Source organism: Acidimicrobiia bacterium, assembly GCA_036271555.1.
Taxonomy (GTDB): Bacteria; Actinomycetota; Acidimicrobiia; order IMCC26256; family PALSA-610; genus DATBAK01.
This window is the reverse complement of sequence record DATBAK010000027.1, coordinates 11,446-23,670: the sequence shown is the minus strand read 5'-3', so window position 1 is coordinate 23,670 and position 12,225 is coordinate 11,446. Positions and strand designations below refer to the sequence as shown.

Annotated in this window: 10 protein-coding genes; 6 read left to right on the top strand and 4 right to left on the bottom strand. The window is 72.7% G+C overall.

Annotation, left to right across the window (positions count from 1 at the left end):
* Positions 1-73: 73 nt before the first annotated feature.
* The gene (locus VH914_08305; GenBank protein HEX4491188.1) at positions 74-802 is read right to left on the bottom strand and encodes a CPBP family intramembrane glutamic endopeptidase; all 729 of its coding nucleotides are present in this window, start codon (positions 800-802) and stop codon (positions 74-76) included.
* Positions 803-1,049: 247 nt separating this feature from the next.
* Between VH914_08305 and ftsH the strand changes: the two genes are divergently transcribed.
* A complete protein-coding gene (gene ftsH, locus VH914_08300; GenBank protein HEX4491187.1) occupies positions 1,050-3,095 on the top strand; it encodes an ATP-dependent zinc metalloprotease FtsH in 2,046 nt (681 codons plus the stop codon).
* A gap of 39 nt (positions 3,096-3,134) precedes the next feature.
* Here the strand turns inward: ftsH and VH914_08295 are convergent, their stop codons facing one another.
* From VH914_08295 to VH914_08285, 3 genes are read right to left on the bottom strand one after another with little or no spacing between them, the layout of a single operon-like run.
* Positions 3,135-3,587 carry a hypothetical protein gene (locus VH914_08295; GenBank protein HEX4491186.1) on the bottom strand — a complete coding sequence of 151 codons (453 nt, stop codon included), beginning with the start codon at positions 3,585-3,587 and terminating at the stop codon, positions 3,135-3,137.
* Between the two features lie 7 nt (positions 3,588-3,594).
* On the bottom strand, positions 3,595-5,346 hold the full coding sequence (locus VH914_08290) for a DUF5719 family protein (GenBank protein HEX4491185.1): 1,752 nt from the start codon (positions 5,344-5,346) through the stop codon (positions 3,595-3,597).
* Positions 5,343-8,531, bottom strand: coding sequence for a glycosyltransferase (locus VH914_08285; protein HEX4491184.1), 3,189 nt, complete (start codon positions 8,529-8,531; stop codon positions 5,343-5,345). The genes VH914_08290 and VH914_08285 overlap by 4 nt, the downstream gene beginning before the upstream one ends.
* A gap of 152 nt (positions 8,532-8,683) precedes the next feature.
* Between VH914_08285 and VH914_08280 the strand changes: the two genes are divergently transcribed.
* The 5 genes from VH914_08280 to VH914_08260 are packed head-to-tail and all read left to right on the top strand — an operon-like array spanning position 8,684 to position 12,224.
* The gene (locus tag VH914_08280) at positions 8,684-8,968 is read left to right on the top strand and encodes a hypothetical protein (GenBank protein ID HEX4491183.1); all 285 of its coding nucleotides are present in this window, start codon (positions 8,684-8,686) and stop codon (positions 8,966-8,968) included.
* Between the two features lie 34 nt (positions 8,969-9,002).
* The gene (cofD, locus tag VH914_08275; GenBank protein ID HEX4491182.1) at positions 9,003-9,968 is read left to right on the top strand and encodes a 2-phospho-L-lactate transferase; all 966 of its coding nucleotides are present in this window, start codon (positions 9,003-9,005) and stop codon (positions 9,966-9,968) included.
* Positions 9,953-10,666 (top strand): coenzyme F420-0:L-glutamate ligase, encoded by a 714-nt coding sequence (gene cofE / locus VH914_08270; protein ID HEX4491181.1) that lies wholly within the window; start codon positions 9,953-9,955, stop codon positions 10,664-10,666. Before cofD ends, cofE begins: the two co-directional genes overlap by 16 nt.
* Positions 10,663-11,274 (top strand): nitroreductase family protein, encoded by a 612-nt coding sequence (locus tag VH914_08265; protein ID HEX4491180.1) that lies wholly within the window; start codon positions 10,663-10,665, stop codon positions 11,272-11,274. The genes cofE and VH914_08265 overlap by 4 nt, the downstream gene beginning before the upstream one ends.
* Positions 11,271-12,224, top strand: a complete 954-nt coding sequence (locus tag VH914_08260; GenBank protein HEX4491179.1) for an endonuclease/exonuclease/phosphatase family protein — start codon at positions 11,271-11,273, stop codon at positions 12,222-12,224. The genes VH914_08265 and VH914_08260 overlap by 4 nt, the downstream gene beginning before the upstream one ends.
* The last annotated feature ends 1 nt before the right edge of the window (position 12,225 follow it).

Below are 12,225 nucleotides of genomic sequence, written 5' to 3'. Positions count from 1 at the left end.
CGCACACCGCGCAGACCACCGGGGCACCTGCTCCGCTCGCCACGGAACCTCATCGGCCGCGATCGGTGGTCTTTCAGTGGTTCGTGAGCACTGCGAGCACCGCCACCAGGTTGAATCCGGCGTGGAGCAGGATCGACCGGGACAGGTTTCCGGTCCGGACCGCGAAGTAGCCGGACACGAGGCCGAGCGCGACGAGGGCCGGCATCACCGCCCCCGACCCGAAGTCGAACAGCACGTGCGTGAGGCCGAACGCGAGCGCCGCGATCGCGACGGCGATCGGCGCCGACACCCGCCGCTGCAGCGCGCGCAGCAACAGACCGCGGAAGAAGAGCTCCTCGACCACCGGCGCGACGACGAGCGCGGTGACGACGAGGATGACGAGCTTCGCTCCGTGCGCAGTGTCGAGGTCGTGCACCACTTGTTGCGGCGTCTTCTTGAGGAGATTCGTGATCGGGAACAGCACGATGCCCGCCGCGATCTCGAAGCCGAACCCGATCGCGATCATCGACCAGTCGTGCGCGACATCGACGACGAAGCCGAAGTCGGCGCGCAGCGTGCCGATCCCCTTGCGCTTGCTGACGAGCAGCATCCACAAGAACCAGGCGCCGTACTGTCCCGCGACCGTCGCGCCGATGATCGCCGCGGTCTCCGGATAGCTCCCGTCGGAGAGCCGCTGCGTGCCGGTGACGCCGATGACGATCTGGGTGACGACGATCGCGCCCACGATCGCGAGCACGAACGCGAGGACCGCGTCGCCGAGACCCCACCGCAACGTCGCGCGCCGAGGCGGTGGGCCCGGCACGGCCGGCGGCGACGGCGGTGGCGGAGGGACCGGCGGGAACGACGGAGGGGGCGGTGGAGGCGACGACCCCATCGGCGGAGGTTACCGAGGAATCACCCGTTCTCAGCTTCGGTTGGGGCCGGGGCCGGAACCACCACGTGACGCGCCGTAGCATGAGAGAACTCGCGTCCCATTTGGAGATCTGTTGAGCGACTCAAACGACCGCTGGCGCCCGCCGGAGCCGCCCGGTCGTCCGCCGCGCCCCCCGATGCCGCCCCGCGCGCCGAGCCCGCGCTCGCGCTGGCTGCCGTGGGTCGTGCTCGGCCTGGTCGTGACCGCGCTCATCTTCTACCAGGCCGTCCCGAAGGGCGGGTCGTCGTCGGCGAGCGTCGACTACTCCCAGTTCCTGTCGCAGGTGAAGGCCGGCCACGTCGAGAGCATCAAGTACGACAGCTCGAGCGGGCACATCACGGGCGAGTTCAAGAAGGGCGACGACCTCGACGGGAAGACGACCTTCTCGACGACCGGGCCGCAGAACTCGATGCCCGACGCCGACATCGCGCTGCTGACCGCCCACAACGTCGGACGCGACTACAAGAGTCACGGCTCGAACATCCTCGGCTCGATCCTGACGCTGTTGCTGCCGGTCGTCCTGATCATCGGCTTCTTCGTCTGGATGAGTCGCCGCGCGCAGGGCCAGATGGGCGCGGTCATGAACATCGGCCGGTCGCGCGCGAAGGTCTACAACACCGAGAAACCGAAGACGACGTTCGCCGATGTCGCCGGCTACGGGCCGGTGAAAGAGGAGATCAAGGAAGTCGTCGACTTCCTGAAGATGCCGGGCAAGTTCCGCGACATCGGCGCGCGCATCCCGAAGGGCGTGCTGCTCGTCGGCCCTCCGGGCACCGGCAAGACGCTCATCGCGCGCGCGGTCGCCGGTGAGGCGGGCGTGCCGTTCATCTCGGTGACCGGCTCCGACTTCATGGAGATGTTCGTCGGCGTCGGCGCGGCGCGCGTACGCGATCTGTTCAACACCGCGCGCAAGCAGGCCCCCGCGATCATCTTCGTCGACGAGATCGACTCCATCGGTCGCAAGCGCGGCGCAGGGCTCGGCGGCGGTCACGACGAGCGCGAGCAGACGCTCAACCAGATGCTCGCGGAGATGGACGGCTTCGAGACGACCGAAGGCGTCGTCATGATGGCCGCGACGAACCGTCCCGACGTGCTCGACCCCGCGCTGCTGCGGCCGGGTCGCTTCGACCGTCAGATCATGGTGCCGCTGCCGACGCAGGTGGAGCGGCGCGAGATCCTCGAGGTGCACTTCCGCGACAAGAAGATGGCGCCCGACGTCAACGCCGACATCGTCGCTCGGGGCACGCCCGGCATGAGCGGTGCCGACCTCGCGAACCTCGTGAACGAGGCCGCGCTCTTCGCGGTGCGGCGCGGCGCGCAAGAGGTGCACAAGGTCGACTTCGACGAGGCGCGCGACCGGATCCTCATGGGACTCAAGCGGCCGTCGATCCTCATGAGCGCGGAGGAGAAGCAGCTCACCGCGTACCACGAGGGCGGCCACGCGCTCTGCGCCTACGTGCTCGACGACGCCGACCCCGTCCACAAGGTCACGATCCTGCCGACGGGCATGGCGCTCGGCATGACGCAGCAGCTGCCGATCGAGGAGCAGCACGCGTACAACAAGCGCTACATCGAGGACATGCTCGCGGTGATGCTCGGCGGGCGCGTCGCCGAGGACGTCGTGTTCGACAACGTGTCGACCGGCGCGCAGAACGACCTCGTGCGCGCCACCGAGATCGCCCGCAAGATGGTGCGCGAGTGGGGCATGAGCAGCCGCATCGGACCGATGGCATGGGGCTCGCAGGGCGCGGTGTTCCTCGGCGACGATCTCATGCACACGCGCGACTACTCGGACGAGACCGCGCGCGTCATCGACGAGGAGGTCGAGTCCATCCTGCGCGAGCAGGAGGACCGTACGCGCGCGACGCTCACGAAGTTCCGGCCCGCGCTCGACGCGATCGCGAAGAACCTGCTCGAGCGGGAAACCCTCGACGGCGACGAGATCACGCGGCTCGCCGACGACGCGATGGGCTTCAAGGCCGGCGGCGAACGCAAGCCGATCCAGCCCGGCACGGTGACGCCCAACCCGATGCCGGCCCCGGTGGTCTCCGAGGCCGCGCCGGCGGCGGCCGCAACCTCGACCGAGCCGCTGCCGAACGGCAACGGCGCGCCTCACGGTGCCCCGCCGCCTCCCCCGCCGCCGCCCTCGCGCCCGCCCTTCACCCCCGCGTCCGGAGACTGAGCTTTCCGGTCGCACTCGCTCCGCTCGCCGCGTGACGTTTCAGTCGAGCTTCCCGAGCTTCGGCTCGGGGGTGGTGCCCGGCGAGCGGAGCTCCGCGAGCGCGGCCCACAGGTCGGTCGCAGACGTCGGACCGAGGAAGGCGCCGCGCGTCACGCCCTCGGAATCGGCGACGACGACGAGCGGCACCGACTCGACGCGGTAGCGCTCGTGGATGTCGCGCGCGCTCGGGTACTCCGCAGTCGCGACCGCGACGTCCGTGCTCTCGAGCACCGCGACCTTGGTCGCCATCGTCGCGCAGCTCTCGCAGGTCGCCGACGCGAACAGCACGACGAGCCACGGCGCGTCCGGACGCGTGAAGTCGGCGCGGTGGAGCTGACGCGGGATGTCGCCGGGTGGCTGCACGGGCTCCGCGGCCGGTTGCGCGCGCAGGCGCCACGCGACGACGATCGCGATCGCGACCAGTACCGCCGCGAGGACGATCCGCAGGATCAACGCGCGCTCACGGCGACGGCACGCCGGGCGAGCGGGTCGCGCCACCGGGCAACGCGACGAACCGCTCCGCGACGACCGGCTGCGACGCGGAGACGACGGCCGCGCCGCTCGGCTTCGCGAGCCCGACGAGCGAGATCACGATCATGCGCCCCGGCGCGACGATCACGCCCGTCATGCCCGCCGCAGTGAGCCCGCCGCCCGCCGCGCTCGCGACCACCGAGACGCGCGCCGCGTGGCGACCGGGATTCAGCACGACGATGTCGTCGACGACTTGGGGCTTGGCGCTCTGTGCGAACACGAATCCCGCAACGTTCTGATCGTCGACGAAACGCTGACGGAGCCAGCCGCTCGCGGCGTCGTCCTCGAGGTCGATCGCAAAGGCCGGCGAGACCTTGCTCGCGGTGGCGCCCGACACGAGCGCGGGGTTGTCGCGGTTCGCCGTGGTGAACGACTTGAGCGCCGCCGCCTGCGTGATCACGAACGTGCGGCGCACGTGGCCGTCGTTGTGCAGGATGTTCGCGATCGTCGTGAGGCGCGCCGCGGCCGTCGTCGGCTTCATCACCATGAGCGCGTCGTAGCCGATCGGCACGTGCGGTTCGGCACCGCCGAGACCGGTCGCGGTGAACGGCCCACCCGCGAACCACCACTCGTGCGCGGCCGCAGTGGTGCCGAGCTCGGTCACGCTGCCCGCGAGCGGCGCGCGTGCGCGGTCGAACGTCGCGCGCGTCTCGGCCACGATCGGAATCGACGAGTGCAACGACAGCGTGTAGTTCGCGTTCGCCTTGGCCGCGCCGGAGTAGTCGACGGCCGCGGCGGTACCGGCCGGCACCGTCACGGCGCGCGCTTGGATGACGGCCGAGAGGTCCGACACGAGCTCGACGCGGACGGTTGCGTCGGCCTCACCGGGATTCGCGAGCACGAGCTGCTCGCTCGCGCCGGGACGATCGCGGTTGTCGGCGAACCACCACGTACGCGCGAGCTCCGTCGCGCCGAGCGACAGCGACGCGTCGACACCGGCCGCTCCGCCGGTCTTCGGCCGCACGACCGCGGTCGTCGCCACGACTCGCTGACCATTGCGCGCGTGGACCTGGAGCGCGACGAGGTGCTGCTGCGCGACGAGGGGATCGATGCGCACCGACACCCGTGAGTGCGCGTGGACCACGAGATCCTGCAGGGAGCTCGGCGCGCGCAAACCGTTCTCGGTGTACGCCTGCACGTCGACGACCGCGTCGACCGGGTACGGGTCGAGCAGCGAGAGCCACTCCTGCGCGCCCGTGGTGCTGGTTCCCCCGGCGAAGAACCACGTCGACGCGGAGCGCGTCGCGCACGGCGCCGAGGCGACGTCGCCGTTCGCAGCCCAGCCCTGCGCCACCACGACGCTCGGGCCCAGCGGTTGCACGACGAGCGCGGCCGTTGGATCACGCGAGAGGCTCGACACCGTGAGCGTGCGACTCGCGCGCGCGGCGACGTTCACGAGCTGCTCGCGCACCGCGCCGCCCGACACCATCACGTCGACCGCGACCGGCACCGCGACACCGCCGGCGTTCGAGATCGTGACGCGGTCCGGGCTCGGACCCGAGCCGCCGGGACCGCCCGAGCAGTACCACGCGCTCGAACGCGCGTCGGCCGCCGGCATCGTCGCCGCGAGGCGCGACTCGCGCACACCGACGGTCGCGGTGTGACGGTCGCCGGCGGCGATCGCGACGACGAGCAACCCGACGAGCAGCACCGCGAGCGGGAGACGGCGAGCGCGCGTCATGTCGCGGCCTTCGCGGCGCGCCGCCGGATGACCACGAGGAACACCGCGAGCGCGAGCCACAAGAGGAGCTGCAGCAGCAGCGCGAGCGTGCGCGCCGAGCCACCGTGGAAGCGCACGTGCACCGCGCCGGAGCCGCTCAGCGGATATGCGTTCGCCCACCCGAACGCGGTCGAGTCCGACAGCGCGTGGCCGCCCTGCGTCGCGCGCCAGCGCGAGTCGTGTGCTTCGGACACGAACACCGTGCCCGAGGTCGGCGCGCGGTCCGCCGTCAGCGGCCGCGCGGTGACGCTCGATGCGAGCGCGTCGGCGGTCGGGTTGCCACCGGTCGGCAGCGCCGACGTGATCGCGCGCGTCGGCATCCACGCCGCGTTCTCGTACAGCGTGAGGCCCGGTTCCGCCTGGCGCATCGAGAGATCGAGCTGCTCGCCGAGCGTCGTCGTCAGCCCTGCGGGCAAGCGGTGCACGTGGTGCGAGTCGGGGGCGGCGCGGTCGATCACCGCGATGTAGCGCACGCCCAGCGGCGCGAGCACGTGACCGAGCCGCGCGGTGTGCGCGGTCGCGAGCAGCGAGACCGCGTCGCGCTCGACCGCGCCCGCGTGGCCACCGGGTGCGGGCCACAACGCGCGCGCGTCGGGCGGACCGTTGCGGCTGAGGCCGTAGCCGAGCCCGTGGGTCACCGCGCCGTCGAGCGGGAGGATCGCGGGGGCGCCGACCCACAGCACGCGGAACGTCGCCGCGGGCCCGGGCTGCGCCATCCACGTGAGTTGCCCGCTCCAGTCGCTACGAGGCAGGCGCCACGACCCTCCGAGCGCGTCGCCGAGCGCGCCCGGCACCGGCGCGAGCAACCCGAGGACGGCGAGCATCGCGCCGACCTGGCGCCAGCCGAACTCGAGCGTGCGCAACTCGTCGACGAAGGCCGCGACCCCGATGCCGACCGCGATGGCGAGCCCGAGCGCGGCCGCGACGAGCACGCCACCCGCCGACGGGACCGCCAACGACGGCGACAACCGGCTCGGCAACCACGCGAGCGTGAAGGACGCGGCGACGAGCAACCACGCGCGGCCGGCCCAGACCAGACGCTCGCCGGTCGCGGTGATGAGCGGGAGCGCGGCGGCGACGAGCAGCCCCCACGGCAGCAGGCCCGCGCCCGCCGCGCCGGTGTGGAAGCGCAGCACATCGCCGAGCGGCAGCGGCGCGCGCGGCAAGAGTCCGAGCGCCGGACCGTCGGCGTGCAGGAGCACGAGTGGCCAGGGCACGAGCAGGACGAGCGCGCCGAGCGTGCCCGCGGCGGTCGCCGCCGCGACGCGTCCCGCGGCGCGCAGTCCGCCGAGCACGGGCGCGCCGACGAGCGCGACCGCGCCGATCACGAGCGCGAACAACAACGCCGGCGGCCAGAACGCGGTGACGATCGCGACCAGCGCGGCGAGCGCCGCGACGCGCGACCAGCGCCAACGGTCGTCGGGCTCCGCCGTCGACCAGTGGTTTCCCACGGCCCGCGCAACCGCCGAGAGGATGAACGGCGCGAGCGCGAACAGTACGAGCGGACCGAGCTGTCCCGAGCCGAGGAGGTTGCGCGGCAGCGGATTGCCCACGTACGCGACGAGCGCGGCGATCGCGGGCAGCGGCGACGTCGCGGCCGGGCGCAGCGCGCGGTAGACGCCATAACCGCCGAGCGGCACCGCGCCGACGACGAACAGCGTGCGCGCGAGCGCGGCGTGACCGAGCAGCACCGCGGTCGCAACGCTCATCACACCGAACGACGGGCTCGCCGGCGAGGCGGAACCGAGGCCGGTCACGCGCCAGGTCGAGTGATAGGTGCGGAGCAGCGATCCGAGGTGGGGCCAGGCTGCGAAGCCGGCCACCGACGGCACGCCGCTGGCGATCAGGTTGCGCGATCCGATCAGCACGACCGCAAGCACCGCGACCCAAGCGATCCCGGCCGCGCCGCGCAACGTGTCGCGCGCCGCGCCGACGGCACTGCGCGTGCGCGTCTCGACCTCGTCGAGGCCGGTGCGCCGCCCGTGCAGCCGCAGGATCACCGCGGTGCGAACACGCGAGCTGCCACGCACCATGAGTCGCCGCAGCTCGTGCTCGCCGACGTCGCGCCGCGCTTGCAACGGCCGTCGATCCGCGAGCGTCACCGGCAGCTCGCGCAACGCGGACCACCATCCGGACATGAGCGACCGCGCGCGCGCGAAGTGGCGTCCGAGCACGAGTCCGACCGCTTCGCCCGCGTCGAGGAGGAACGCGAGCGGCAACACCCAGAGGAGCGCGCCGCGCGCGGTGCACTTGGTGAGCACGCGGATGCGCGCCCGGTTCGCGTCGCGCACGACGCTCGCGAGACGCGCGCGCCGGTGCCCGCCCGTCGGTTGGCGGCGCACGCGCGCGTCGGGCGCGACGACCACGCGCGCGCCGATGACACGAGCGCGCCAGCAGAGATCGAGGTCGGAGGAGCCGGGCTCCGAGCGCGCGTCGAAGCCACCGAGCTCGGAGACGAGGTCGGCGCGCAGGAGCATCAGCGCGTCCGACACACAGAACACGTCGCGCACCGCGTCGTGCTGCTCCTGGTCGACTTCGCCGGGCTCGATGCCGGAGAACACGACGCCGTAGCGGTCGACCGAGAGGCCGACCTCGAGGAGCACGTCGGGCCGGTCGAGCTCGACGACCTTGGGCCCGACGATCGCGGCGTTGCTGCGATACGCCTCTTCGACGAGCACCCGCACGGTGCCCGGCTCGAGCACGATGTCGTCCCGGCACACGAGGAAGAACGGGGAACCCTCGACGCTGGCGAAGGCGACGTTGCAGGCCTCGGTGAACGAGCGGGGCTCCTCGAGCCTGCGCACGAAGGCATGGGGGTAGACGCCCGCGACCCGGCCGGTGGGATCGGTCTCCGCGCCCCGGTCGATCACCAGCGTCGAGAGCGACGGGTACTCCTGGTCGGCGAGCGAGCCGAGGGTGGCCTCGAGCCCGGCTCCGCCGTCGGTGACCACGACCGCGACCACCGGGGGCATAGCCGGCGCGGGCTGGGAGCGCCCGTCGTCGCCGAGGTCGTCGAGCGCGTCGAGGTCGAGGACGACCTCGGCCGCGGGCGGACCCGGCGGTTCGATGGGGGGTTCGGCGACATCGAGCCACGCGCCCACCGTGCGTGCAGGACTCGGACGCGAATCGGCCGGCTCCGTGTCCATGACTTCGGCGAGGTTACCAATCGCCCCATCCCGGACCTTGTTCACCTGCGCACAAGTGCTTGCAGCTGCTAGCAACCTGTATAGGCTCGCGAGCACTTCGTTTGGCGGGCCGTTGGTTGACGGCCGCCCCGACCCTCCGGGAGAGTGGACCCATGGACCTGCGCAAGACCCTCACCGACACCGGCTACGTGACGATCGGGATCGCCGTGCTCGGCTTCCAGCAGGCGCAGGTGCGCCGCCGCGACCTGCAGCAGCGCATCACCGACTCGGGCGGTTGCCTGAACGCCCGGGCGCGCGACGGCCGGGCCCGCATCGAGAGCCTCCAGCAGACCGTCGACGGGATCGCGCAGTCGGTGCGGGGTCGGATCGAGCCCGTCGTCGATCAGGTCGTCGAGCAGGCCCTGCGGGTCCAGACCGTCATCACCCGCGCCGCGTAGCCCCACACCGACGGGGGCTCGTACGCTCCCCCGCGTGATCATCAGCCTGGCCGGTGGCGTCGGCGGCGCCCGCTTCCTCGCGGGCCTCGTGCGCGCGGTGCCACCCGAGGAGATCGTGGTCGTCGGCAACACCGGCGACGACGACGAGTTCCACGGGTTGCACGTCTCCCCCGACCTCGACTCGGTCACCTACACCCTCGCGGGCGCGTCGAACCGCGAGCTGGGCTGGGGCCTCGAAGGCGAGACGTTCGCCTGCCTCGACGCGCTCGCGCGCTACGGCGAGCCGGTGTGGTTCCGACTCGGTGACCGCGATCTCGCGACGCACCTCTACCGCACCCGCCGCCGCAACGAGGGCGCGCCGCTGTCGACGGTGACCGCGGAGATCGTGGCCGCGTGGGAACTGAAGTTGCGCCTGGTGCCGATGAGCGACGACCCCGTACGCACCCGCATCACCGTGCGCCGGGCCGACGGCACGCACGAGGAGCTGCACCTCGAGGAGTGGTTCGTGCGCGAGCGCACCGAACCGCCCGTCGTCTCGGTGCGTTACGAGGGTGCCGACACCGCCCGCCCGGCGCCCGGCGTGCTCGACGCGATCGCCGCCGCCGACACGATCGTGCTGTGCCCCTCGAATCCGGTCGTGTCCATCGGACCGATCCTCGCGGTGCCCGGGATCCGCGACGCGCTGATCGCACGGCGCGATCGCGTCGTCGGCGTCTCCCCGATCGTCGGCGGCGCGCCGGTGCGCGGTCCCGCGGACCGTCTGATGGCGCCGCTCGGCATCGACGTGTCGTGCGCGGGCGTCGCGCGCGTCTACGCGCCGTTCTGCTCGACGCTCGTGATCGACACCGTCGACGCCGACCGCGCTTCCGAGGTCGAGACCGCGGGCGTGCGCGCCGTCGTCGCCGACACCGTGATGCACACCCCCGACATTGCCGCCGCGCTCGCGCGGCGCGCGCTCGACGCCATCGATCCCGATCGCGATCCGTGCCCCACGCGCTGACGATCCTGCCGATCGAGGGCATCGGCGAGATCCGGCCCGGCGACGAGCTCGCGGTGCTCATCGCCGAGGCGGCGCGTGGGCAGGGAACGCCGATCGAGTCCGGTGATTGCCTCGTCGTCACGCAGAAGGTCGTGTCGAAGGCCGAAGGGCGGATCGTCCCGCTCGATCCCGAAGACCTCGCGGCACGGCGCGCGCTCGTCGAGTCCGAGTCGGTGCGCATCGTGCGCCGGCGCGGCGACCTGATCATCAGCGAGACGCGCCACGGCTTCGTGTGCGCGAACGCGGGCATCGACCTGTCGAACATGGAGTCGGGCACGGCGGCGCTCCTGCCCGTCGAGCCCGATCGGTCCGCGAAGCACGTACGCGACGCGCTGCGGGCGCGCACCGGCGTCGAGGTCGCGGTGATCGTGTCCGACACGTTCGGGCGCGCGTGGCGCACCGGGCTGACCGATGTCGCGATCGGGGTGTCGGGCATCGCCGCGGTGGTCGACCTGCGTGAGACGCCCGACGCGCTCGGCCGCGTCCTGCACGTCACCGAGGTCGCGATCGCCGACGAGATCGCGGGCGCGGCCGAGCTCGTGATGGGCAAGGCATCCGGCGTTCCCGTTGCGATCGTGCGCGGTCTGGACGCGACGTGGTTCCGCGCCGGTTCCTACCGCGACCTCGTGCGCGCGCCGTCGGAGGACCTGTTCCGATGACGGCCGTGCTCCCGGCGTGGCTCGAGGCCCGCCGTTCGATCCGCGCCTTCCTGCCCGATGCGGTCTCGCGAGCAGACCTCGACGCGATGGTCACCGCCGCGTGCATCGCACCGGCGCCGCACCACTCGCGCCCGTGGCGCTGGGTCGTCCTCGACACCGAACCCGCGCGCCGCGATCTCGCGGTCGCGATGGGCACGCGGTGGCGCGCCGACCTCGACCGCGACGGCGTCGACCGCCCGCGCGTCGACGAGCTCGTCGACGCGTCCATCGAGCGGCTCGCGGCCGCGCCGGCCGCGCTGCTCGGGTGCCTGACCGAGAACGGCCTCGACCGCTATCCCGACGAGTCCCGCCGCCGCGCCGAGCACGGCATGGCGCTGCTGTCACTCGGCGCCGCGGTCGAGAACCTCATGCTCGCGGCGACCGACCGCGGCTTCGCGTCGTGCTGGGTCGCGGCGCCGATCTTCTGTCCCGACGTCGCGCGCGACGCGCTCGCCCTACCGCCGGACTGGCTCGCGCACGCGCTCGTGCTCGTCGGTCGCCCTGATCCCGCGTACGTCGGGCGCGCACGCCCACCGATCCCCCTCGACGAGCTGCGCGTCTACCGATGAGCGACGGCGAGGCCGCGCCGCGATCGCGCGCGCGGCGGTTCGCGCTCGCCCTGCTCCTCGTCGCGATCGCGTGGGTGTGGCTCGCGTTCCGTCGGTTCGGCGACGTCGGTCAGATCCTCGCGATCGTCGGGCCGGCGATCTACGCGCTCGTCGTCGTCGGGCACTTGGGCGCGCTCGTACGCCGGAGCCGCGCGCTCACGGTCGTCAGCCTCGTTGCGTGGCTCGCGGCCGGCACCGCGATGGTCGTCGCGCCGCGCGTCCCCGACCGCACCGCCGCGCCGCGCGATCCCGTGACGATCGTCGCCGCGAACCTCCACTTCCAGAACGCGACGCCCGCCGCCGCGGCGCGCGACCTGATCGCACGCCGTCCCGACGTCGTCGTCGTGTCCGAGGGCACGACCCGCAGCGAGGCCGCGCTCACCGGCGCGTTCGAGCATCACCTGAGCTCGCCGCCGCATCGCGACGGCTACTCCGAGTACGTCGCGTCGCGGTTCGAGCTGCGACGACGCGCCGCCGGGTCGGTGAGCGGTCAGGCCGTCGTCGTGGAGGTGATGGCGCCGACGCCGTTCCTGCTCATCGCGGTGCACCTGCCGCGACCGGGCCTCGGCATCCCGCTGCTGCCGGGTCACTTCAGCTTCGCGAGGCAGGCGCGCGCCGTGAACGCGGTGCGGGCGCTGACCGCCGCGAGCGCGCTCCCCGTCGTCGTCGCCGGCGACCTCAACGTCTCCGACCGCACGTCGACGTACGCGCATCTCGTCGCGCACCGGCGCGATGCGATGCGCGCGAGCTGGGCCGGATCGACGTTCCGGCCGTTCCCCTTCGACCTGCTCGCGCTCCGGATCGACCACGTGATCGTCGATCGCACGTGGTGCGCGGCACACGCGCAGCGCTTCCATCCCCGCGGCTCGGATCACAACGCCGTGCAGGCCACGATCGGGCCGTGCCCGTGAG

Bases quoted from the DNA above. Each gene is read 5' to 3' on its own strand.
- ftsH (HEX4491187.1), top strand. From the start codon at position 1,050: ATGCCGCCCCGCGCGCCGAGCCCGCGCTCGCGCTGGCTGCCGTGGGTC.
- VH914_08290 (HEX4491185.1), bottom strand. From the start codon at position 5,346: ATGACGCGCGCTCGCCGTCTCCCGCTCGCGGTGCTGCTCGTCGGGTTG.
- VH914_08285 (HEX4491184.1), bottom strand. From the start codon at position 8,531: ATGGACACGGAGCCGGCCGATTCGCGTCCGAGTCCTGCACGCACGGTG.
- VH914_08280 (HEX4491183.1), top strand. From the start codon at position 8,684: ATGGACCTGCGCAAGACCCTCACCGACACCGGCTACGTGACGATCGGG.
- VH914_08265 (HEX4491180.1), top strand. From the start codon at position 10,663: ATGACGGCCGTGCTCCCGGCGTGGCTCGAGGCCCGCCGTTCGATCCGC.
- VH914_08260 (HEX4491179.1), top strand. From the start codon at position 11,271: ATGAGCGACGGCGAGGCCGCGCCGCGATCGCGCGCGCGGCGGTTCGCG.